Below are 24,514 nucleotides of genomic sequence, written 5' to 3' on the forward strand. Positions count from 1 at the left end.
TTTTTTAAATCTCATGTTGTTTTTTAACGAGCTGCGATCGCTTGAAATAATCATTCACGACATCGATCCCAAACTCCTTTAACATCGCTGCGACGCCGACGCTTTCATTTTCACTGGTCACCAATAATACACCGAGCTCCCCGGGATCTTTAATGTGTACACTGCTGCCATACTTTTTCTTCAGGTCCTTCAGCTTCCCACGATGATAATCGAGGTGCACGACGCGATAGTCAAGATTTATATCGGCAACCGCATAATTAAAATAATTCGTGGAGCTAGCAACAACCTCACCCAAGGGATTTCTGACCTGAGAAGGCGCACCTCGACCGCTGATAGCCCCGACGAAAAATGCCCTGCAGGTATAAGCCCAAACGCTCTGTACAAACCCACCGTGATAAGCGGAAGGGAAGACAATTATATCCGGATCCAACGCTACGTACCGTTCCCTTAGCTCATCAAAGTTCAAGTCGTAACAGATTGCGATAGCTAATTTCCCAAAATCACAATCAAAAACCGGCACCTCTGTACCCGGTATAATGCCGGACTCTGTTTCCTTGATCGTGGGGTAGTTTTTGTCATACATGCCGATTGTTTCTCCATTTCGCCCCAGCAATACGCCACTATTTCGCAGCAGGCCTTTCTCGTCATACCTCCTCATGCTGTATACAAGGTAAGAGTTTGTCGATTTTGCTACCGATGCGAAAAAGTCGAGTATCTGATTGCCGCGGACTTTGACGTATTCGTTCTTTTCATCTTGTGTCAGTCCCCATGGAAAATCTGCATTTTCCGGCAAAACGATCAAATCAGGATCGTCGTGGATAACCTGATCCAGCTCCCTTTTCCAGAAAGCGATCATTTGCTGCACCATTTTCTGGTAGCCTCCGCTTTTGTCCAAAGTCGGGGTTCTTTCACCAATTGTGGCAACCCGTATCCGATTGGCTGCATTAGCCGTATCCAGAAGGCTCATACAGCATACCATACTGCATAAAAAAGCCGATATCATACCTCTTTTTAGTTTTCCTGTCATTTCCATCTATCCTTTCCAGTTAAATTCATTCTTGTACTTTTATTTATTGTCTTCTCCAGTTCGGACCGACCTGATCCGGTTTCAGCGGCAGCCCCATTAAGTTTCTTCTTAAGGGGTTCGTTTTGCTGTAATGGTACTTACCGTCTGCACCCAACGTCAGCTGTGGATCCTTGATCGCTATACCGGGTATACCCTCCAGGCCTTTCAGATTGCCACCAAAAAATGTATTGTCTTCGTAATGCACCTCCCCGGTCGGTTTATCCAAAACTTCGATAACCGGTGTAGCACTCGAATTACCAAGAATAACATTTCCTACATAACGTATACCTTCGACCGGCACGGTCAGCCCTTTACTCGGGTTATAGAGTTGACCGACCACAATATTCTTATCGTTGTCTACCAGTGTATTGTTAGCTATCAGCACATTTTTTGTCGGATAATACCCACCTTTGCCCGGATGGTTATCAAGCTGCCCTTCATACAAGGCTATCGCAGCCTTTCCTCTTCTTCTCGTCCCCTGTATATAGTTCTGGCGTATAATATGGTTTTCACCGATCACCAGGATTCCCCCGGTATAATTGTCTTGCATCCCCGGGAAGATAAAATTCCCTTCGATGAGGTTACCATTGCCCTGGCGGATACAGATACTTCCCGAAGCCTTAATAAAGGTATTTCCCCGGATGATATTCCCCCCGGATTTGATATTGATAATTTTCCCGATTCCCAACATATTCTCGAAAACATTGGACTCTACCGTTGTAACCGAAGAAGACAAGGCCTGTACCCCATCTCCAATACGGATGGCTGTGGCTCCACCCAGCCCGATGCTCGGCATATCTTTGAAATGATTATGTGCTATCCGGTGATAATTGGCATCGGCAGTTGCACGCCAGACGATTATCAGTACACTTTTGCTGGTCTTTCCTTCAAAAAGACAATGATCAATCTGGTTGTGGCTACCAAATAAACCCACCCAAACATCTGTTCCTTTCGGCTTATTGAAACTGGATATAACGACATTGGTCAACCGGCAATGTTCCGCAGGAATATTACCACTACGAAATTCGATAAGATGCAGTGGCCGGGACGAATGTCCATCTTTAAAATAAAGTCCATCTACAACCAGGTGCCGCCCGGCTATCCGAAGGGAAGAAGAACCCGATATGATCGTTTGACCGGGTGTTTCGGCCATCAACGTAACCGGGGCAGACTCCGTACCATTTGCTTTAAAAACAATATCGATATCTTTCCACACGCCATTTTTCATGACAATCACATCGCCTGGAGTCGCTTTAGCAAAAGCAGCATGGAGCTCCTCCGCCGACTTGACCGGTATCTTATTTGAAGATTGCGCCATGGTGCCAGTAATCCATGCGAACATACATACGATCAACAACGTTATTTTATTTTTTTTGTCCTTCATATTTTAATATCCGATCAATCCGCTATTACCGTAACATCTACTTCCCTTATGACCTGTTGGCTTCCCTCTATATTGGCATTCATACCAACAAAATAGGCCTTATAAATCCCCGGCTTTGTATACGTGTGGGTATAACTTTCAAGCCGAGGATTTAGATCCGCTTTGACAGCAATCGGCCGATCGGGTCCTCTATTGACATCTCCGGTTTCAAAAGGTTTACTGACAGCCCATATTTCGGTATGAATATCGGGGTCTGTAGGTTCATCCATCGGATGACCTAAAAAAGTGATCCGGCTAGCAGATTGCACGGTCTTGGATACAATTTCAGGATGTTGATGTATGATATTGAATCCTGCGGTTTCCATATCGCCCATGACAAGAGGACCTGCGTCCGTATTACCAGTAAACGTAAAACTTTGTATATGCCAAGTTCTTGGTCGTTCATGCGCCGGATCATTAATCTCTGCTTTACTGCGTACAGTATATTTAAAACCAATAAAAAGCGGCTTGCCCGGCTCAATCAGATCCGAAATATCGACCACGCCCGAGGAGGTGAAAGTTATCGATGTCGCCAATATGAACCGATCTGTGATATCTACCCAGTGCGCATCATCTATATTGGACCAGCTGCTGTAGTCACCGTTAAAATCTGTAGATGCCATGACGGCAAACTGATTTTCCTGCGGCCGTGCAGTCACGGGTATGGAAGTCGTAAAATAGAGATCGGCATGCTCTACACGGATAATACGACCATCTTTATGGGCATAATCATTATACAGTTCCCCGGAATAAAAGGTGATAATATCAGGATTGCCTTTCAGTTTAAAATCTACGATTTCATTTACCCGATATACATTAGCCCCCGTACTTACCGCAAAATCGTCCAGATTGGGCGTCAACTCCATCTTATACTCGCATGATCCGAATAAGATCACACTTGCTGATAGAAGATAAAATAACTTGTTCATCGTTCTCTGTATTAAAAATTAATCAATTACCACTTCGGATTCTGTGTCAATGCCCGGTTTACACTCATCTCGGTAGCCGGTATAGGCCACAGCAAATGTTTATCCGAAATATTATTATACTGGCGGATAAAATGCGCATCCGGGATGTCTGCAAGTATTTCCTGGCCTACTCTTTTCATGTTGAACACAAATATTCCCCAACGGATCAAGTCTGTTTTCCGGAGCGTTTCAAAAGCCAGTTCCCGCAACCGCTCATCCTGAATGGTTTTTCGGAAATCGCCTATTTCAAGCTCATTTAACTCGGCTTCTTCCTTCTTGTAAATTTCGACGTCAGCCGTTGCACCGGTACCAGCTCCTGTAAAGGTTATGGTCGGTGCCGATGTATACCCCGCACCTCTGGCATGACCTGTCACGGCGTCTCTATCGAATACCACTCCCGTAACCTGTCCTCCCAAGACGGTAACTGTAGCCTTGGCTCCAGACCCGCCGCCACCCTCAAAAGTTACGGTAGGTGCTGCTGTATATCCTGATCCTCCATTGGTGATCGTTACTGACTTTATCCCCGTCGACCAAGCGCGGCGACGCACGCGATTAACAGCTTCGATGGCCTCTGGACTTGGCCCTCCATTCGCTTCATAATCGGCCTCAGCGAACATCAGCAATACATCGGAAAACCGTAACAATGCAAAGTTCTGGGGCGTAACAGAACCTCTCTTAGGTAGAAGGATCTCGTATTCCCTTCGGTATTTCGCCGAGTTCCGGGTATATACATCTCTTCTTGCCGTTGAAGTAGCGAAGGTCTTGGCTCCTGTCGCATTGACATACGTAAAATCGGCAATGGTCCAATCTCTCCGCAAATCCCCTTCCTTATAGGCTGTATAAAGTTTTGCTGTCGTGCGAACGCCATTAATAGTATTACCAATATCTGCATTTGTGGTGGCGGGACCATTCACATAGCCTACACCACCCTCTTCTGTCCACGCGTCTTCGCCATTCCCACGAAATTCTACCTCCCAGATACTCTCATGAATATCATAAATATCCTGCGCATAGTTGATGAATACCTGACTAAAATTTGGATTTAATGCATGTGCGGCATCGGTATCATCGATCACCTTCTTAGCCCAAAACCGGGCTTGCTCATATTTTGATTTGTCATTCACCGGATTACCTGCCATATGGAGACAAACTCTTGCCAAAATACCTCGAACAGCCGATTTGTTGACCCTTCCGCCAAAACCTACGGTCTGTATGTCGTCGACCAAGGCTTCTGCGGTCTCCATATCTTTCAATATCTGAGCATAAACCTGAGCTGCTGAAGCCCGCGGCTTATGTATATCATTCACATCGGAAGTCGGTTCCAGCACCAACGGAACTCCGCCATAATATTGAACCAGCAAAAAGTAATAATATCCTCTTAGAAATAGTGTCTCACCTCTTACCCTATCCCTTACACTTTGGTCAATCTCTGGATTACTATCTATATTTGCCAATAGAATATTAGCTCGGCCTATTCCCGTATATAAAGCCGTCCAGTGGCGAAATATATCGGCATCGCTGGAAGTAAAATCATAGACCTGGGGGCCAAATGCCGGCGTTGTCCGGGCATAATACCCTTCATCAGCTTCCAAACCCATTCGGTAAAGCATCCATTGTCCATAGACATCTCTATGCCCTAATTTATCATAAACAGCCGCGAGGTTACTCTCCAAGTCTTCCGCTGTATCATAATAAGCCGGCGCGTCAAGGAAATCCAAAGGTTCTTTGGTCAGATCACATGAGCTTACACTAAACAAACATAGCGCAAACAAAAAATAATATCTATATTTCATCATAATCCTCTTTAAATCAATACTAAAATGTTGCATTTATACCAAATGTAATTGTACGAGCCTGCGGATAAGCTGAATAATCAAAGCCAGGCGTTAAGACCGAATTACGGACCGACACTTCGGGATCCATCCCCGAATAGTTCGTAAAAGTCAGCAGATTCTGTGCGGAAACACGAAGATCAAGAGCAGTCAAAGCAAGCGGCTGAATGAGCCTCTTCGGAAAGGAATAGGCCAATGAAACCGTTTTAAGGCGTAGGTACGAACCATCTTCCAGCACCCGTGTTGATTGCAATCCGGCAGGCCCCTGCCCACCCACTTTAAAAAGTGTATTTGAGGGATTTTCGGGTGTCCATCTATCCGCAAAACTGGCATATTGATTGACACCGAACATATTGATATAATTCCCCTCAAATATCAGTCGGTTCGCATTGTAAATCTGGTTGCCATAAGACCATTGCAAAAGCACGTTTAGACTAAGACCCTTGTACGAAAAATTATTCGAGAAACCTCCCATATGGGTAGGCAGTCCATTACCGATAATCGTCATATCGTGATCATTAATGGTACCATCTCCATTCAGATCTTTATACTTGATGTCGCCCGGTTGAACGCCATCCGTACTCCCGTTGTCCGGCAGGCCTTTTTTCAAAATATACGCTCCCGGAGACGGGCTATCAAAATCATCATACTGATAGATGCCATCAAAAATATAACCGTAAAATAATCCGGCAGGATAGCCGACTCTGGAGGCATACAGGGTTGGAATACTTGATCCAACTCGCATCGTTTTATACAAGCTATTCTGATTATCGGCTAACTTCAGTACTTTGTTTTTATTGAAGCTGATATTAAAATTGGATTCCCAGGTAAACGACTCCGATTGGATGTTCACGGTATTCAACGTAAATTCCCACCCCCTGTTTTGAAGTGTACCGACATTTTTATATACACTTGGGAACCCTGAGCTAATCGGCATATCTGCATCTAAAAGAAGGTCTCGCGTAATCTTATTATAAAAGTCGACGGTAAGACCAATTCTGTTTTTATACAAGCCCAGGTCATAACCGATGTCCAACTGTTCTGTAGTTTCCCATGTCAGGTCTCGATTCGCCATACGCTCGATGACGATCCCCTGTGTAGGGGTACCATTATTGAAAGAATAGGAATACGCTAAAGGCATCCCGTAATTGGGCATATAACCATTGTTGCTGATCCGGTTATTTCCTGTAAGCCCATAACTCATCCTGAGCTTCGAGGAAGAAACGGCTGCTATCGCCTTCATGAATTTCTCCTTATCCATATTCCAGGCAAAAGCCGCTGAAGGAAAGTAGCCCCATTGATTTCCTTTAATAAACTTCGATGAGCCATCGGCACGCATCGTCGCGGTGAGCAGGTATTTGGACTTGAAGTTATAATTTGCCCGACCAAAAAAAGACATTAAAGCATACTCACCCCCACCGGTCTCTGTAGAGTAAGGCTGACCCGCACCCAGTCCGTATATAGCCAGCTCTTCATTAGGCACTCTCTGCGTAGCGAAGCCAAAAAGCTCACTTTTATTTTCTTGATACGAGAAACCTCCCATCAACGTCAGCCGGTGATAACGGTTATACGTGTTGTTATAGGTCAGGAAATTTTCATTCGACCAACCTTTATTCTCCGTATACCGAAACGAACCGTTTACCCCTTGATTATTTGACCTATTTAGCAAACTACCTCTCGGCGTATTGGAATTATAAAACAGGTCAAGGCGGTTTTTCGTGTTACGCACGGCAACCCTTGACCGCAGTTTTAGATTTTTTAAAATCGCATATTCCACATAAGCATTGGAGCTAAAGTTTGTGCTGTTGCTCTTTCTGTATTCATTCTCACTGGACACCAATGGGTTGATCCGAATGTCCGATTCATTCGTATTGTCCGGATCATCATCGTACTCTGTGAGGTCTACGTCCGGGTTGCCCGAAACAGGCCGGTATGCCCAAGCCCGATACAATACATAAGCCGTAAAACTATTACCCGCATCATTGACAACTTGCCCATGCCTTAAATTTTGGCTATAATTTGCGGTAAGCCCCATCTTTAACTTATCACTTATCGTCTGATCAATGGTCGCTCTCCCCTGATATCGCCGTGCTCCCGTATTCAATATGATACCCTCCTGATCAAAGACAGAACCCGACACCGAGTATTTTGTTGTCTCATTACCTCCCCGGATAGCCAAATTGCTAATATGAACCGGTGAATTCCTGAAAATCAAGTCCTGCCAATCCGTACCCGTGATAGTTCGATAATCTTCCAGCGTCCTACCTTCGGGATCGTACGATGCATGGGTGGTAGGTAATTCGGCGGGCGTGTATAGGCTACCTGCAACAAAATTTGACTGCAGTTTACTTATTTCCAATTGATATTTCACAAATTCGTAAGTCGACATCATCTCCATTCTCTTCTGCGTTTGTTGATACCCCAAAGAGCTGTTAAATGTAATAACAGGTTTTCCTTCCTTTCCTTTTTTGGTCTCAATGATAATTACACCATTTGCACCTCTGGAACCGTAAATAGCCGTAGCCGAAGCATCTTTTAGAATATTGATCGATTCGATCTCTTCCGGATTGATCGCCGCATTATCCGAATCTTCTACAGGGAAACCATCAATGACATATAAAGGAGCTGTACTCTGCGTGAGCGACCCTGGACCACGGATGGTAATATCCATCCCTACCCCGGGCTGTCCATCTGATGAAGAAACCTGAACACCAGCTATCCGGCCCGCCAATGCTTCATCAAAGGAAGCCACAGGAGCCTTCATTAAATTATCCATATCCACCGTACCGACGGAACCTGTCAAATCTTGCCTTGTTTCGGTTCCATATCCGATCACAACAACTTCTTCCATATGAAGATTATGCGTCGTTAATCTCGCATCTATAGTTCTGCGATCACCGACCTTGATCTCCAAAATATCAAACCCCACATAGGAAAATGCCAGGACAGAATGCTCTCCAGCTACACTGATCGTATAATTACCGTTCGCGTCGGTCAACGCCCTACGGTTTTCGTTTTGGACATGAACGAAAGCGCCTACCAAAGGTTCGCCCTTCTCGTTAGTGACCTTGCCGGTGATCGTGATGGACTGGGCTTTAATACCGAAAGATCTTTCGGCAGAGGTGCTGTGTAGGCCCCTCACGGGCACAGCGCCGGCTTGTAAGGAACCTGTCATCATAAACACAGCGACCAATGGTATTGCTAGTCGATACTTAGTGAAGCCGTGACGTATGTAGAGCTTTGATTCTATGCAAAACATCATACATGTAAATAGTTTGGACATAAGTTTTAGATTCATAATATGATACCAAAATTTAAGGTTTTAGCGGCAGAGGGAATTCTTATTCTAATACCTCCTGCAGCTTGTGGTAACGTTAACAGTACCGTATATTTCATATTTTCATTATTTCGGCAATTGTTATTTATCAATAAAAATTACACTAAATGGTAACCCGTCAACGTTAACGATGGTTGAAATAAGCAATTTTTTTTTGAATTTCCAAATTAAATGAAAAAAAATGATACAGATGGATTTATTTTATTTCCACAATGAGATCTTCAGTTTTAACAAGCGTACCTACCGGAAGCTCAATATGCCCCACAGTCCCTTCCACAGGCGAGGTGATCGTCGATTCCATTTTCATCGCCTCGATCACAAATAGGGGCTGGTTAAGGGACACCGTATCCCCTACCGACACACATATTTCACATAGTATACCTTGCAACGGGGATCCGATCTGCTTAGGATTGCTGCTGTCTATTTTTCGGTTTTCCTTTTTCTCTACGTTGGAATGTACATCCCTTATTTCCAGATTACGTGTCTGCCCGTTTAATTTGAAAAATACGGTTCGACAGCCGTCTCCATCTGGTGGGCCAATAGACACGAGCTTTACCAATAACGTTTTTCCCTTGGTCAGTTCAATAGTCGTCTCTTCGCCGGGTTTCATTCCGTATAGAAAATAGGGCGTGGGGACCACGGATACATCACCATACATCCGGTAAGCCTGTAGATATTCGGCAAATACTTTAGGATAAAACTTGTGGCTTAGATAGTCAGTAAAGGATAGATCTGAGCCGTATTCTGCCAGAAACGATTTGAAATCGTCTGCCAGATCCAAGGAGGACAAATGGGTATTGGGTCGGTCAGTATAAGCCAGTTGTCCCTTTAGTACCATATTTTGCAACTTTTCCGGAAACCCTCCCTCCGGTTGGCCTATATCACCACGGAAAAAAGACACGACCGAATCAGGGAAAGATAAAGTTTCTCCCCTTGACAGCACATCTTGTTCGCTCAATTGATTCGAGACCATATATTGTGCCATATCGCCCACCACTTTTGAGCTTGGCGTTACTTTCACAATATCCCCGAACAATCTATTGGCCGCAGCATAGCGCTCTTTTATCTCGTCAATACGATCGCCCAAACCTAATGCCGCTGCCTGTTGCTTCAGATTAGAATATTGCCCTCCAGGGATCTCATGCCAAAACACCTCAGCAGAACTTGCGACAATACCTGATTCAAAAGGAGCATAATAGGTACGGACAGTCTCCCAATAATCGCTATATGCTCGAAGACTGTCCGTATCGAACGGGTTTTCCCGTTCGTGGAAACGCATCATTTCCAGTATAGCATTGAAATTGGGCTGCGAAGTAAGTCCCGACATCGACCCCAGGGCACAGTCCACCACGTCGACCCCGGCTTCTATCGCCTTGAGATAAGTCGCTGCCTGTAAAGACGAGGTGTCGTGGGTATGCAAGTGGATCGGGATATTCACCGTTGCTTTTAATCCGTTGATAAGTTCTTCGGCAGCATAGGGTTTCAGCAGACCGGACATATCTTTTATCCCTAGAATATGTGCTCCCGCATTTTCCAGATCCTTGGCCATACGCAGGTAGTAATTAAGATCATATTTGGTCCGTTTCGGATCGAGGATGTCCCCTGTGTAGCACAGCGTTCCTTCGGCAAGCCCTGCGGTACGTTTTCGTACCATCTCGATACAGGGGGCGATATTTTCCATCCAATTGAGCGAATCAAAAATACGAAACAGATCCACGCCCGTCTCCCAGCTCTTCTCGACAAATGCTTCGATCAGATTGTCCGGATAAGCGGAATACCCCACACCATTGCATCCCCGTATCAACATCTGTAACAGGATATTCGGTATCGCCTGGCGTAGTTTTGCCAATCTTTGCCAAGGATCTTCGGACTGGAAGCGAAGACAGACATCGAATGTTGCTCCGCCCCAAACTTCCATACTGAACGTTTGCGGGTGCGATCTAGCAAACCCTTCGGCCACTTTCAACATATCATACGTGCGTACTCGTGTCGCCAATAAAGATTGATGTGCATCCCGTAAGGTCGTATCGGTATACTGTATACGCTTTTCCTGCACTAACCACTTGCAAAACCCTTCAGGCCCGAGCCGAGTAAGCCGGTTTTTCGTCCCTTCTGCATAAGGTTCACGGCTATTGAAAACCGGCGGAACTGCCGGTGCATGCCGCAGAAATGGGGCTGCCCCCTTGACATCGGGATTTCCATTGACAGAAACATCGCCCAAGAATGTCAGCAACTTCGTACCGCGATCCAGTTTCTTCACTGTCTGAAAAAGCTCCGGATGATCGGCAATGAAACCCACAGTGGCCTTTCCGGATAGAAAAACCGGGTGCATAATAAGATTTTCCAAAAATCCGATGTTGTTTTTCACGCCACGGATACGAAACTCTCTCAACGCCCTATCCATACGCCTAGCCGCCTCTTCCAGTGTATTGCCATATGTACTCACTTTAGCAAGCATCGAATCGAAGAAGGGACTAATCTTCATACCTGGGTAGGCACTGCCCTCATCCAACCGTACACCGAAACCAGCGGCATTCCGGTAGGTAATAAGTGTGCCGTAATCCGGCTTAAAACCATCCGCTGGATCCTCTGTTGTAATCCGGCATTGTATCGCATATCCTTTCAGCAACACGGACTCTTGATCGCCCAAGCCTACGATTGGATCCTCCAGAGCATATCCCGAAGCTATATACAATTGTGTCTTGATCAAGTCGACTCCAGTGACGATCTCTGTAACGGTGTGTTCGACCTGAATGCGGGGGTTGACTTCGATAAAATAAACGTCTCCCCGAGTATCTACCAAAAACTCTACCGTACCTACATTGTCATATTCAGCCTCCGTCGCAATGGATGTAGCATATCGATACAATTGATTCCTGCTTTCTTTAGACAGATTTACCGATGGAGCAACCTCCACCACCTTTTGGAAACGACGTTGCACAGAACAGTCCCGTTCATAAAGATGCACCACATTTCCGTAGTGATCCCCTACGATCTGCACTTCAATGTGACGAGGATTTTCAATATATTTTTCCAGGAACACCGTATCATTTCCGAACGCATTGAGGGCCTCGCTGCGTGTGCTGTTGTAGGCAACTTCAAGTTCTCTTCCGTTGCGTACGACCCGCATGCCACGTCCTCCCCCACCTGCTGCAGCCTTTAACATCACAGGGTAGCCGATTCGATCCGCCTCTGCTAATGCCACCTGAAACACGTCAAGGACTTTTTGACTACTTTCAATAATAGGTACATTCGCCTTTTGCGCGACCAATTTTGCGCTCACTTTGTCGCCCAACCGCTCCATCACTTCGGGCGAAGGGCCAATGAAGGTCATATTTTCCTCTGCACAACGACGGGCTAAATCGGCATTCTCCGACAAAAAACCATAGCCCGGATGGATAGCATCCGCCCCACTCTGCTTCGCTATTTCGATGATCGCTTCGATATCCAAATAGGGTTTGAGCGGTTCTTCATCCCTACCAATCTGATATGCTTCGTCTGCTTTATAACGATGCAGCGAATAACGGTCTTCAAAGGTATATACCGCGACTGTCCCTATCCCCAATTCATTGCAGGCCCGGCTAATTCGAATAGCGATCTCGCTCCGGTTGGCAATAAGCACTTTTTTAATATTCATAAAATTCTCCTCCTTTTTATCATTAATTACGGGTTATCGCATCGCCATCTTTACACGCATTCCTTATTTCGTTAACGTTAACGAAATAAGTTTCAAAAAAAGCCTTTCGGCCCTTTTGTTAGGGTGTGTTCATCCAATCGGGCCCTACTTCACTCCTATCTAATGGTTGTCCGACAATATTTTCTTTGAACGGACTATCCTCCTCGTAATGGTACAGCCCATCCGCCCCAATCTGCAAATGGGGGTCTTCGACACGTATTCCCGGTTCGTCCGTAATATTCAAAACACCGTGATGAACTACATTGTCTTCGTAAGCCATGTCAGTGGATTCATCCAGCACCCGAATCAGATTAGACATCGTATTCATGCCTACTATTACATTATTTTTCATCAGGGAGTATATAACCGGCATAATTTGTCCCGATGTGACATTGTAAAGGTCGCCGATAACCATATTTACCTCATTATCTACTAATGTATTTCCCGCTATCAACACATTTTTTATCTGCAAATAACCATGCAGTGGCGAATCTTCTAACCCTTCGATCAATGAAAGGGCCGCTCTTGTACCCCGCAAACCTTGAATATAATTATTCTTAATGATATGTCCCTCTCCCATGATACGGATACCTCCCGTGAGCCTCACTTGTCCGCCGAGGATGAAATTTCCTTCGACCCGGTTATTATTACCGTGCCGCAGACTGATACTACCCTGGGATTCAATCACGGTATTATAACGTATCGTATTCTGTCCGGATTTGATAGAAAGCAGTTCGCCTTCACCGTTGCAATTTTCGAATATATTGTATTCGATCGTCGTATATGAGTCAGACAGGGAGGTGTTGCTCGCACCGATACCAATAGCTTCGGCACCATTTTGTCCCAGCACAGGAACATCCTTAAAATGGTTGTGATCGATCTGATGGTGATCGTCCGCATCTGTCGAGCGCCAGACGGTCATAATCCGGCCGGAGCTTGTCTTGCCGTGGAAATAGCAGTGGTCCACGCGGTTATACGTACCGAACAGATTGACCCATACATCCGAACCGTCATCTACAGTTCGGTTAAACTCGGATACGACAATATTTGTAATTCGGCTATGGTGGGCGTGCTGGTGCTTCTCATCCCTGAATTGGATCAGGTAACCAAGGGACGTCTCCCCATCTTTGAAATGCAGACCGTCAACAACCAGGTATTCGCCCGACATGCGCAGCGAGGAGTTTCCGGACAGAACTACCTGACCTCCCGTCTGCGCCCGCAAGGTAATTGGCTTTTCTGGCGTACCTGTTCCCTTAAAAATAATGTTAAGGTCCTTCCAGTTTCCGTCCTGCATAAGGATAAGATCTCCGGGTGCAGCCTGTGCAATTGCGGTCTTCAACTCCTCTTCCGTACTGACGAGCAGCCCCTCTGGTTCGTCCGGAACATCAGGGAGCGGCGGGTCTTCTTTTTCTTTTTCTGGAAGCACTTGCTCTTTGTCCGGTGGTGTCACCTTGTCTTTCGAGCAAGAGTAAAGATTACTCAAGAGACCCAGGTAAAAAATAAAAACGAATTGAAACAGGTATCTCATAACATAAGCGAGTTAGTGATTCACATAGGGTGTATCTTCGATTCCCAATTCCGGCCATCTCCCCTTGATCCAGGATGGCCCCACATCGGTTCTTTTTAGCGGACTTTCGACGATATTTCCTTTAAGGGAACTCCCGACCGGATAGATATAGCGCCCATTTGACACCATTAATCCGGGATTCTCATATTTCACGCCGGTCTGCTTTACAGGCAAGCCATTATAAATTATATTTCCTTGATAAGTTGTATGCACAGGCTCATCCATTACCTTGATGAGCGGATACATTTCATTAATGCCGACAACAACGTTGTTCTTGATACTTGAATTTAACAGCGGCATCGTCTGCTTCTTTTCTGGTCTATATAAATCTCCGACGACTAAATTCAGCTCATTATCTATCATCGTATTTCCTTCAATGGTAATATTTTTTGCCTGCAGATATCCATACAGGGGAGAATCTTCCAGCCCCTCAATGATTCCAATGGCAGGTCTTGATCCTCTCAATCCCTGGATATAATTATTTTTGATAACATGATTTTCTCCCGTAAGCCGTATTCCCCCTGTACGGGCCACCCGATCGCCAAAGATAAAATTTCCTTCTACCAGATTATTATTGCCATGACGCAGGCTGATGCTACTTTGCGATCGAACGACGGTATTAGACCGTATGATATTCCGACCGGATTTGATTGAAAGCAACTCCCCTTCCCCGTTGCAATTCTCGAATAGATTATATTCGATCGTGGTATACGAATCAGACAGCGAGGTGTTGCTTGCTCCGACTCCAATAGCCTCGGCGCCATTCTTCCCGAGCAGTGGCACATCCTTAAAATAATTGTGATCAATCTGATGGTGATTTTCCGCATCGGTAGGCCGCCAAATCGTCATAATTCGCCCGGGACTTGTCTTGCCGTGAAAAAAGCAATGGTCTACCCGATTGTACATACCGAACAGATTGACCCACACATCTGATTTGCCATCAGCAGGCCTATTAAATTCAGATACGACAATATTGGTAATCCGACTGTGGTTGGCAGGTTGGCGTTTCTCATCCCTAAAACGGATCAGGTAACCCGACGTTGTTCCTCCATCTTTGAAATGCAGGCCATCGACAATCAAATATTCCCCCGATAATAAAAGAGAAGAATTTCCAGAGATAATCACTTTCCCCAACGTTTGCGCCTTTAAGGTAATGGGCTTATCTTTTGTACCATTGCCTTTCGCCCGAATATTAATATCTTTCCACGTGCCGTCCTGCATGACAATCACATCTCCGGGCGAAGCATTTGCGAAAGCAGCTTGGAGCTCTTCTGCGGATCTCACCAGCTTCTCAGTCGAAGACTGTGCCAACACACATATAGTCGATATCAGGATCAACAACATGGACAGCAGGAATTTCTTTTCTCGGTTTTTCATGAATTGTTATTTAAAAATTAATTGATCCCAATAAAAACTTGATCCGGGTATTATTCAATAATCGCACCTGTAGCTTTATTTTTTATCCTCCCGCTCTTACCGTTATCTACACGGTTACCGCGAATAACTGTCCCCGGACACGATCCGGTGACTAAAATCCCGGACAACATTCTTGGAATTTGCCGATTTTCCGTCACCATACATGCGCTTACCATAACTCCAGCACTATTATTTATATGAATCCCCTGAAACTTCGGGTCGGTAATCTGATTATTGTTGATGGTGATATGACGGCTATTATTGATCGTTAATGCTCCTCCTGCTTGCTCGTTTCCGGCTTCCGCCCCTTCTAGAATATTACTGCTGAAAATGATATTGCGGGAATTAGCAATGGAGACCCCGCCCACCGCCGTGGAATCGGTGGCACTATAATAATCTTCATTTCGGTCCATCACATTATTACCCACAACGATGTTCTCGCTGTTTTCGATCACAATATTACGGTTAAAGCCACGTATAAAACTATTTCCTGTAATGTTGATACCCCGCGTCTGCTGGAGGTGGATATTAATATCCTGCGCGCTGATATGATTCCCGGTAATACTCCATAGACCAATCTTACGCGGATTACCTTCCTGCCCGATGAAACGGATATTTGCTCCATTGGGACTATAAATAGCTTGTATGGTATTTCCGGAGATCGTCCCTTCCCGGACACTGCTTCCCGGTTTGCTGCAATCTATCCATATGTCTGCAGAAACTATACCTTCAGGATCACAGTTGTACTCGATATCATTGCCCGTGATCTGAAAATTTCTGATATTACCTCCGGCTACTTTAATTCCACCTTGCTTACAATAACTGATGTGACTATTGCTGATAATGAATTGATGGATGTTGACCTGATCTAGAAAGATCCCGATACCACTTGCATTATAGATATGACAATCCGCGATAATGATATTTCTATTTCTTGAAACTAAATGAACACCAGTGCGAACATCCCGAATGAGCAGTCCTCTTACTGTCGGTTGCATGGTGTTTCGAAATTCCAACCCATCCGCATCTTGATGTGCACCAACGATTTCCAGATCATAGATCGTAGGCATGCGCTCCTTCTCCCAAACGATCGGCTTGACCGTAGACGGAAGCGCTGACCCCTCATGTGATCCGATAAATCGAAAAGCAGGCCCTTCGCCCGTCATAATCACACTTCCCGTCCCTCCTGCACCAGAAATACTTAAGGACCCCGTCTCACCGAGCTTGACCTCAATGGTTCGGCTTATTTTATATTGACCTTTTGTAAATTCCACATGACCGTCTACAGCACCGGTGATCGCGGCGATAATCGCATCTGTATCATCTGCCTTTCCATCACCTTGGGCGCCGAAATCTTTGACGTCTATTGCCATGCTTGGTGAGGTCACTGTACAGAAGAGCGCACAGATCAGAATAGTGAAACGAAATTTAAATTCAAACATACATCAATATTTGGACTCTATTTATCATAATTATTATCATTACCGGTCTACATTTTTATCACGGTAACGATACCGTGACACTAAAGTAATAACTTATTTCTACTTTTCCAAGTAATATTGTCGGCAGTGTAAAATATATTTTCAGGTCATACAATATTTATTACTTTTACCAACGAATAAGATGTACTTAAAAACACGCCACATTTTTAATAACAAAACAATTATGAGCAGTTTACATTATATAACACAATTAATGTCTGTATTTCTGTTATTGATAACATTGACATCGTCTAGTCCGCGCCGCGTCGTTTCGAACGATTATTTTGTAACCAATGAAGCAGAGCTTGTTGACGCGATCGGTAAGTCCGTTCCAGGAGACATGATAATTATGAAAAATGGGGTATGGAACAACATCGATATTGTATTCAAAAGCCGAGGAGCAGAAAACAAACCGATCACTTTAAAGGCTGAAACGACCGGACAGGTTGTCATCTCGGGAGCATCTTCACTACGCCTTGCTGGAGAATATTTAGTAGTAGAGGGACTTCATTTCAAAAACGGACATTCCTCACGGAATTTTCATCTCATTGAGTTCCGAGATGGAAAAACACATGCGAATCACTGCCGCATTACCAACATTGCGATATCGAAATTTAACAAAGAAAGCGGAACTGATGTCTGGGTAGGGTTTTATGGGAAGTACAACCGGGTAGACCACTGCTTGTTTGAGGGGAAAGTCAGTAGAAGTGTACTTATGATTGTCTGGCGCCCTACCGATGATGCTAATCACCATAGTATAGATCATAACCATTTTAAAGATATGCCAAGCATCGGTTTGGGCGGAGCAATAGCGATCCGCATCGGAGACGGAACAAACGCCTCAACCACTTCTGCCACGACTGTTGAATCAAATATATTCGAAAATATGCTGGGAATAGGTAAGATCATCAACATTAAATCAAGTGGAAACATCATTCGTGGCAATACCTTTATCAAAGCTTCGGGAAGCATCACAATAAGGCATGGCAACAATAATATAATAGAAGGTAACTATATTTTCCCTGGATTACGTGACAATTATACCGGGGGAGTTTTAGTTATTGGGGAAAATCATATTATCCGTAATAATTACATACAAGGGACGAGAAGAAGAGGCAAGCCTGCAATTACTTTATATCAGGGCGACGCGAATAATTATACGGGAAAAGGAAGCTATTATCCCACCAAAAATATTTTGATTGCGAACAATACGCTTATTGATAATGATAAAAATATACTTATCGGCCAAAAAGGTCAGGTAGCTGGTATGCCTGATGTAGAGATGGCTATACCCGTTGAAAACATCACCTACAAAGAGAATGTAATTATCGGAAACAGCAGTCCTACGCCACTGATCGAGGTCTTAGAAGCGCCCAAAGGGAAAATTATTTATGAGGGTAATTTATTTTTTAATGGAAATATGGAGGGCCTTAAAAATGTCCCCGGAATAGCAATAGAAAACCCCCGCTTGACACTTGGGACGGATAGCCTTTACCACTATGACACACATAGTCCGCTTAAGAAAAACATATTGGCTCCACCGGTACAAAAGAAGGAAGTCGGGCCAACCTGGATGAATTGACCCGCCTCTATCTCTGGTTTACTTGGCCTTTTTGACCGTATACGCCACGATTTTATTCATCAAGGTATCTTGCTGGCCTTTGGCATGCAGCGAGTCTATCGTGATTTCGTAAATAGACCCTTCACTTATTTCATCCAGCTGCAAAGACAATTTGGTGTTTCCGGACCTCGACTTAAATCCTTTCACAACGACTTCTTGCTCATCTACTCGATCAGAGCCGTATTTGGCATGGTAATGATAGTGGTATTTTTTGATTTTCAACCACGAGGAGAGATCCGTTCCTTTCGGAATAGAAAAACCTTTTGTAAAGGTCAGATCAAAACCATCTTTATTAAGCTTGATATCTTTTACGTCAAACGGAACTTTATTAGTAGCAGTTATTTTTTGTATTCCTCGATCACCTAACCAACCATGATCTGATTGGCCCACCCACAGACTTCCATCGGGAGCAATAGCCAGACGGTTGTTTCCTTTTCTCAATCCCTGTCCGTCGATAAAAGGTGTCACCGCCCCCTGCAACACACCACCGACCTCCTCGAGCATAACCCGGACCAAGCGTTCTGTATTCATTTCTCCCACGATCAACTGCCCTTTAAAATGATCCATATGCATTCCATCTCTGATCACAATGGGCTGCGTTGGGGAATTAGCGATCACATTGTGCGGGAAAATTACGGTAGGTTTTTCTCTCAGGTTGTTCAAGGAATCAACAGGCCATTCAAAAGGATTACCGTTATGCCAGTTTTTATCCCAGACCAAGCTCGCCGGGTGACCGTAAAAATTTCCTTCTCTGACACAATACAAATGGCTTGAACCCACCCAGTCACCCTGATTATCGGTAACCAGCAAACGATTATGATCGTCTATGAGCAGACCATTGGGCGAACGAAATCCCGATGCGAATGGCATAACCTCTCCTTCGGGCGTGATTTTCATCACCCACCCTCTGTAGGGCACTACAGAAAACATAGCCCTGCCTTGTCCTTTGCCGTCCATATTTAATTCCCCTCGCACCTCTTCCGCTATTCCTCCGCCGGATGACGAGGAATTGAGCGCGATATATAGATTCCCTTCCTTGTCCTTCACAGGTCCATATACAAATTCGTGGTAGTTTCCAGTCATACCAAAACCGTCATACACCGTCTCGTAAGAATCCGCCATTCCATCACCGTCCGTATCTTTTATACGTGTCAGTTCCGGAAGCTGCATGACCAGCAGCTCACTTTCGCTGACCACCAACATACCTAAGGGTTCCTGCAAACCGGTGGCAAACAATTTCCATTCATTTTTTTGAGGATCGAAGATCATGATCTCACCGCGCATAAAGGCAGCGACCAACCTACCATCCGGCAAAAACTCCAAAGCGGCCACTTCGGCTGTCAGCCCTTCGGGCATAGTGATAGTCTCGATGACATACGATTCTGGAGCTTCTTGCCGTGCCGATTGGCAAAAAGCCAGTGAGAATATCAAGCTGAATAACAAAACTAAACTTTTCATCTATACAAAATTTAATTCAACATCCGTAGTTCGACAGCAAATTGCTTTCCTGCTTGAGCACTCAATTCTAAAATATCTGAAGATAGTTCTTTCCCCTCGTAGTAATAGCGTACCGCATCCGTGGGTGTATAGGTAAAACGAACCTGATCTTTTAACTGCGGAATTCGGAAAGAACGGACAACACCTTGTCCATTCTTCAGTTCTTTTATCAGCTCGAACACATCGACCCCATTGATGACATAGTGAAATTCCGGATATCCACCCTCCACTATTTTATACCCTTTGAACCGAGCCTTTTCCTCCGCAACATTTCCTATCCCAAGGACCGTACTCTTGTCCTCCTTGTAAAAAACGTCTCCCAAAACCACTGCCCGTGCATCTTTATGCCCTTTCCATATGGCTGTATTATCCAAAAAATCCCCTTGCCAAGCGAATCTCAATTTACATACTCCAGCATCCCAGCAATACGAAAGCTGATCCGGTAAATGCACAGCAATAGCTGCCGGACTAGCACCTTCGACATACGTCCGATACAGATATGGCGCCTTTAACGCATAAGGATGGGGCTGATGGTTCGCATGATCGTGTCCTGCTTCAGCCTTTTGTCTGGCCGGAGGCACATTATTATCCTTTTCTATAGGTGGCATCTTCCCTGTTGCATTGACATACATCGCTCCATACATCACAAAGCCATGTCCCGGCAACGTACACACATACGGATAAACACCTTCTTCTTTAGGCGCTGTAAACGTCAGTACTTCAGACTGTCCGTCATGAAGAGCGGCGGTATGCCATAGCACGTCATCCCCTTTTGGCACATAGTTTTGTTTCGGTCCTTCAGCTCCCAGAGCGAGAGCCTTAGTCACTACACTTTCCCGCTTCCCGGGCTTGACGATAAGAAAATTATGGTCCATATCATCGGTGTTCTTAAATTTGATCTTAACCTGTTGTCCCGGTTTTACATGAAACCTTGGCAAGCTAAACTGTAGACCGGGCAAGACGGTCATATTTATTTCCACAGCTTTCTGCTGCGCCATTGGGGCATAAGGAAGCAATACACTTACAAGAAAACCCATAATGGCACACCATCTCCAAGGTTTTATCGATAAATCAACGTACATATTCATTTTTTATTAGCGTTTAAAAAGATTTTTATAATATTCCGATACAGAAAAAATACCTCCACCACATTCATAAAAGCGGGAACCCAATTCAAACACCCCGTTTGAAACTTCTGTCCACTTTTCGCCAAAGTGTGGATGCCGGGCTTTCATGATGTCCCAGTTCACATAATTCATATCCCCATTTGTTTCCATAAGCCCCATACCGACACCCGGAAAAGGCGGAAGTGCTGCGGCAATATTCTTATTCCAGTCTATCAATATCGGGTTTACGGTAAGGTCTGCACATAAACAGGGTATAGAATGCTCGTAGGCTATCTTTGCTATCTTTAACGTTTCGCTCAAAGTCTTTGCTATACCTTTAAGCACAAAACCCTTATAACCTCGGGCAATTTTTCGGTAAGCATCTCCCTCGCTATGCACACTTTCGTCTGCAGCAATCAATACCCCTAAATCCGATACGTCTTCATCATTTTCCTCAACAAAAGGCTCTTCATAGAGTATGATATAAGGAAAAGCTCCTATCTCTTTCGCGTGATCCAAATACCGTTTAAGTAGCGCTTTATTCGGATACCGCGCATTGGCATCCATGGTATAATACACTTTTCCGGTAGTCGTCTGCGTGGTTTTCACATCTTTCAAGATACGGTGGATCTCGGTCAGCCTTTCCATATCCTTTTGCAGCATTACCTCATCGTCCCCCGGAAAACCAGTTTTTACTTTAAAAACAAAATACCCTTGCTCAGCTGCCGTTTTGATGTATTCCAGCGGCATATCATACGATATCTGGTACATGACCGCTATTTTATCGTTTTTATGAGATAAAGCCTCACGGTAGATTTTGGGAAGCATATCGTAAAACGTAGCAACTCCGTTTTCCTGTGCATAAAGTAACCACAAGGCATTGTCTACGCTCAAGAGTGCATTATAAATAAAGTTGACATTCAGCTGTTCAATACCTGTTAGTTGTTTCGCCTCTTCATATACTTCAGGAATTATCTGATCCACAAACTGTATGGGGTCGTCAAATTTACGGTTCACAATTTTCTGTAGCGCTTTATTGGTCACGGCATACATCAATGCGTTGCCACCCGCTTCGGAAGTCGAAGCAAAAACATTCGCATCACCATACAATACACTCTGTGTGGCCATACCAATAGCTTCAAATCCACCCTTACTTTTGATCTGTACAACATTTTGCCAAAGTTCGGTCAGGTATCCCCCTTTAAAACCAAAATGGTATCTTAATTGCTCACGTTCAAAATTAGAGTCTACTGAAATAATTTCTACACCTTTCCTCTTCATTATTATATTGTTTTAATTATCAAAAAGTCACTTTTGCTGTAAGCCCATACCGCCGTGGTCCGCCTAAATGAACGGCACCAAAATCGTAGGCATAATCGATATACCGCTGGTTCGCCAGATTTTCGCCCCAGACAGCCAGCTCTATATGTCTGTAATGATAGGCTATCCTCGCGTTCCAGAGATCATACGTATCCTGACGTATGTTATTGGCCATGTCAAAATATTGGGTACCGATATTTTTATATGATATTCCACCCACCAGCCGGGAATCTGTCCCTGAAGAAAGGTAGTGTGTATAACGGGCCAACAAGGAACCGGTCGTACGTGGTGTAAAAACCGGACTATTTCCACTATAATCTTTGTTCTCTCCGTTCTCCACTATCGTCAAATCTTTATATTCTGCATCGGTATACCCAAAACTACCGTCAAGTTCAAGCCCTTTAAAGGGAATAGCCGAAAGCTCCAGCTCTGCCCCTTTGCTTGTAAGCCGCCCGCTGTTACGCATCAGAGTCAACGCCTCAGGCATGACGAGCACCGGAATCTGTCCGTTTTTCATTTGGGTATAGAAGACAGTAACATTCAGCTTTAATTTTCTGTCCATAAACATATTCTTGCTTCCGATCTCGAAATTATCACTATGTTCCGATTCGTACGGACTTAATGCTTTTTCTGAGGGATCCGATGACAAAGGGCTAATACCGCCGGCCCTAAACCCTCTATTGTACATCGCGTATACACGGTGAGCGTTAGAAAACCTATATCCCAATGCCAGCTTTGGGCTAAAATTACTATAATGGGCCGAAGCCGAAGTATCTGTGCGGGTAACCATCGCTTCTCCCTCATCAGGCACAAAATGCCCTTCTATCCGCAGCTTCTTATGTTCATAATCGTACCGAAGTCCAGCTGTCAATGTCAACGACGGGAGTAATTGGTAATCCACCTGTCCAAAACCAGCCAACCCGGCACTATTCAGCTTATTGATACCTACATCCGTAAAATTGCTTATGGGCGAACCGTACATATCGGCATCCTTCCCATAATGCGTTCCCTGCTTAACCGGGCTGTCCTGTACAAAACCATATATACCCGTATTCCATCTTGTCCTAGAATCAGCGCGTGCCGGCGATGAAAAACGTGTCTCATGCATCCAGACCTTATTACGGTTCCAATCCTTGCCATAATTATTGACGACGGATATAATATCAAAATCAGAAAAATCCCCGTCAATGGACTCTTTATAAAAACGATAATTTTCCTGGTATGAGGTCTGCGTATTCATTACAAAACTATCGTGCCGATACTGGGCTGACAATGAAAAGTTAAGGGTTCGATCCCGCATTGTTGTGTTATTGTTCTGACTGAGTTTAAACGGATTCTGAAAAGCCTCATCCACTCCCATAACCAGTGGAAAAGCACCATCATTCAACTGGAGCTGATGCTTAACATTTAACAGCAAAGACCATCGTTCGCTAGGCTGGTATTTCAAAAAATAATTCCCTTGACTCAATTTCACGTCATCATATGACGAGCTCGTGAATTCGTTGAAAAAAAACCCGTCGCGGCTCGAAAACATATTCGCTGCTCCAAAATACAGCTTATCCGCAACCAACGGAAGCTTGATGCCGGCCGTATATCGCTGTAAATTATAACTGCCGTAATCCATCTGTATGTACCCTCTCATTTGGTTATCAGGCTGTTTGGTAATAATATTTATTACTCCTCCACTGGCGTTTCGGCCATAGAGTGTTCCCTGCGGTCCCCGTAGGACCTCTATCCTCTCTACATCATTCAATTGCGAGATATAGGAATCCAAGCTGAATTGGTTTACACCATCAATATAAGTAGCGACTGCAGGATCGTACGAAGTGGTGGATATGCCCCTTATACTCACAACGTTGCGAAGATCCCCAGGATTGGCAGCATACAAATTGGGCACTAAAGCTCCCAAATCAGCTATATCCCAGACTTTAAATTCATCAATCTGCCTGGAGTCTAAAACATTCAGACTCAACATTGTTTCCTGAGCGACCGCTTCCTTTTTATCCGCGGTCACGATGATTTCGGGTATATGGTGACCTATCCTTTCCAAATGAACCTCTTTGTTGCTGGAATCCTTCTCCACTATCCGCCCCTTTAATATAGATCCATTTTGTTCTTGACCATATCCCAAGGACAAAGAAAAGATTAATAAAGCTCCAATAAGTTCTTTCATTTTCCGTTTACGTTAACGACACTTATGAAAA

The 24,514-nt window shown here is 44.5% G+C and carries 14 protein-coding genes; 1 reads left to right on the forward strand and 13 read right to left on the reverse strand.

Annotated elements, in window-relative coordinates; genetic code table 11:
* Window positions 1–4: 4 nt before the first annotated feature.
* From G5B30_RS09980 to G5B30_RS10020, 9 genes are all read right to left on the reverse strand, one after another.
* A complete protein-coding gene (locus tag G5B30_RS09980; RefSeq protein ID WP_165319830.1) occupies window positions 5–1,033 on the reverse strand; it encodes a carbon-nitrogen hydrolase family protein in 1,029 nt (342 codons plus the stop codon).
* A gap of 37 nt (window positions 1,034–1,070) precedes the next feature.
* A complete protein-coding gene (locus G5B30_RS09985) occupies window positions 1,071–2,450 on the reverse strand; it encodes a polysaccharide lyase 6 family protein (RefSeq protein ID WP_165319831.1) in 1,380 nt (459 codons plus the stop codon).
* Between the two features lie 14 nt (window positions 2,451–2,464).
* Entirely contained in the window at window positions 2,465–3,418 is a 954-nt protein-coding gene (locus tag G5B30_RS09990) for a DUF5017 domain-containing protein (RefSeq protein WP_165319832.1), read from the reverse strand.
* Between the two features lie 26 nt (window positions 3,419–3,444).
* Window positions 3,445–5,253: a RagB/SusD family nutrient uptake outer membrane protein gene (locus G5B30_RS09995; RefSeq protein WP_165319833.1), complete on the reverse strand. Its 1,809-nt coding sequence runs from the start codon at window positions 5,251–5,253 to the stop codon at window positions 3,445–3,447.
* A gap of 19 nt (window positions 5,254–5,272) precedes the next feature.
* A complete protein-coding gene (locus tag G5B30_RS10000; protein ID WP_240903171.1) occupies window positions 5,273–8,551 on the reverse strand; it encodes a SusC/RagA family TonB-linked outer membrane protein in 3,279 nt (1,092 codons plus the stop codon).
* Between the two features lie 271 nt (window positions 8,552–8,822).
* Window positions 8,823–12,263 (reverse strand): pyruvate carboxylase, encoded by a 3,441-nt coding sequence (locus tag G5B30_RS10005; RefSeq protein WP_165319834.1) that lies wholly within the window; start codon window positions 12,261–12,263, stop codon window positions 8,823–8,825.
* 118 nt (window positions 12,264–12,381) lie between these two features.
* Window positions 12,382–13,785 (reverse strand): polysaccharide lyase 6 family protein, encoded by a 1,404-nt coding sequence (locus G5B30_RS10010; RefSeq protein WP_165319835.1) that lies wholly within the window; start codon window positions 13,783–13,785, stop codon window positions 12,382–12,384.
* 57 nt (window positions 13,786–13,842) lie between these two features.
* Complete coding sequence (locus G5B30_RS10015) at window positions 13,843–15,246, reverse strand: polysaccharide lyase 6 family protein (protein WP_165319836.1); 1,404 nt, start codon at window positions 15,244–15,246, stop codon at window positions 13,843–13,845.
* A 50-nt stretch (window positions 15,247–15,296) separates the two neighbouring features.
* Window positions 15,297–16,727 carry a right-handed parallel beta-helix repeat-containing protein gene (locus G5B30_RS10020; protein WP_165319837.1) on the reverse strand — a complete coding sequence of 477 codons (1,431 nt, stop codon included), beginning with the start codon at window positions 16,725–16,727 and terminating at the stop codon, window positions 15,297–15,299.
* Between the two features lie 223 nt (window positions 16,728–16,950).
* Between G5B30_RS10020 and G5B30_RS10025 the strand changes: the two genes are divergently transcribed.
* On the forward strand, window positions 16,951–18,348 hold the full coding sequence (locus G5B30_RS10025; protein ID WP_165319838.1) for a polysaccharide lyase 6 family protein: 1,398 nt from the start codon (window positions 16,951–16,953) through the stop codon (window positions 18,346–18,348).
* A gap of 18 nt (window positions 18,349–18,366) precedes the next feature.
* Here the strand turns inward: G5B30_RS10025 and G5B30_RS10030 are convergent, their stop codons facing one another.
* Genes G5B30_RS10030 through G5B30_RS17405 form a run of 4 tightly spaced genes read right to left on the reverse strand, consistent with a single transcriptional unit; the run spans window position 18,367 to window position 24,483 of the window.
* Window positions 18,367–19,845 (reverse strand): PQQ-dependent sugar dehydrogenase, encoded by a 1,479-nt coding sequence (locus G5B30_RS10030; protein WP_165319839.1) that lies wholly within the window; start codon window positions 19,843–19,845, stop codon window positions 18,367–18,369.
* 11 nt (window positions 19,846–19,856) lie between these two features.
* Window positions 19,857–20,972 carry a plastocyanin/azurin family copper-binding protein gene (locus tag G5B30_RS10035; protein WP_165319840.1) on the reverse strand — a complete coding sequence of 372 codons (1,116 nt, stop codon included), beginning with the start codon at window positions 20,970–20,972 and terminating at the stop codon, window positions 19,857–19,859.
* Between the two features lie 6 nt (window positions 20,973–20,978).
* Window positions 20,979–22,271, reverse strand: coding sequence for an enolase C-terminal domain-like protein (locus G5B30_RS10040; RefSeq protein ID WP_165319841.1), 1,293 nt, complete (start codon window positions 22,269–22,271; stop codon window positions 20,979–20,981).
* A 19-nt stretch (window positions 22,272–22,290) separates the two neighbouring features.
* Window positions 22,291–24,483: a TonB-dependent receptor gene (locus tag G5B30_RS17405; RefSeq protein WP_165319842.1), complete on the reverse strand. Its 2,193-nt coding sequence runs from the start codon at window positions 24,481–24,483 to the stop codon at window positions 22,291–22,293.
* Window positions 24,484–24,514 lie beyond the last annotated feature (31 nt).

The organism is Sphingobacterium sp. SGG-5 (assembly GCF_011043525.1).
In the GTDB taxonomy this organism is placed as follows: domain Bacteria; phylum Bacteroidota; class Bacteroidia; order Sphingobacteriales; family Sphingobacteriaceae; genus Sphingobacterium.

Excerpts from the sequence above, each read along its gene's own strand:
- G5B30_RS09990 (WP_165319832.1), bottom strand. The coding sequence starts at position 3,418 with ATGAACAAGTTATTTTATCTTCTATCAGCAAGTGTGATCTTATTCGGA.
- G5B30_RS10035 (WP_165319840.1), bottom strand. The coding sequence starts at position 20,972 with ATGAATATGTACGTTGATTTATCGATAAAACCTTGGAGATGGTGTGCC.
- G5B30_RS10030 (WP_165319839.1), bottom strand. The coding sequence starts at position 19,845 with ATGAAAAGTTTAGTTTTGTTATTCAGCTTGATATTCTCACTGGCTTTT.
- G5B30_RS10005 (WP_165319834.1), bottom strand. The coding sequence starts at position 12,263 with ATGAATATTAAAAAAGTGCTTATTGCCAACCGGAGCGAGATCGCTATT.
- G5B30_RS10015 (WP_165319836.1), bottom strand. The coding sequence starts at position 15,246 with ATGAAAAACCGAGAAAAGAAATTCCTGCTGTCCATGTTGTTGATCCTG.
- G5B30_RS09995 (WP_165319833.1), bottom strand. The coding sequence starts at position 5,253 with ATGATGAAATATAGATATTATTTTTTGTTTGCGCTATGTTTGTTTAGT.
- G5B30_RS10040 (WP_165319841.1), bottom strand. The coding sequence starts at position 22,271 with ATGAAGAGGAAAGGTGTAGAAATTATTTCAGTAGACTCTAATTTTGAA.
- G5B30_RS10020 (WP_165319837.1), bottom strand. The coding sequence starts at position 16,727 with ATGTTTGAATTTAAATTTCGTTTCACTATTCTGATCTGTGCGCTCTTC.
- G5B30_RS10025 (WP_165319838.1), top strand. The coding sequence starts at position 16,951 with ATGAGCAGTTTACATTATATAACACAATTAATGTCTGTATTTCTGTTA.
- G5B30_RS09985 (WP_165319831.1), bottom strand. The coding sequence starts at position 2,450 with ATGAAGGACAAAAAAAATAAAATAACGTTGTTGATCGTATGTATGTTC.
- G5B30_RS09980 (WP_165319830.1), bottom strand. The coding sequence starts at position 1,033 with ATGGAAATGACAGGAAAACTAAAAAGAGGTATGATATCGGCTTTTTTA.
- G5B30_RS10000 (WP_240903171.1), bottom strand. The coding sequence starts at position 8,551 with ATGATGTTTTGCATAGAATCAAAGCTCTACATACGTCACGGCTTCACT.
- G5B30_RS17405 (WP_165319842.1), bottom strand. The coding sequence starts at position 24,483 with ATGAAAGAACTTATTGGAGCTTTATTAATCTTTTCTTTGTCCTTGGGA.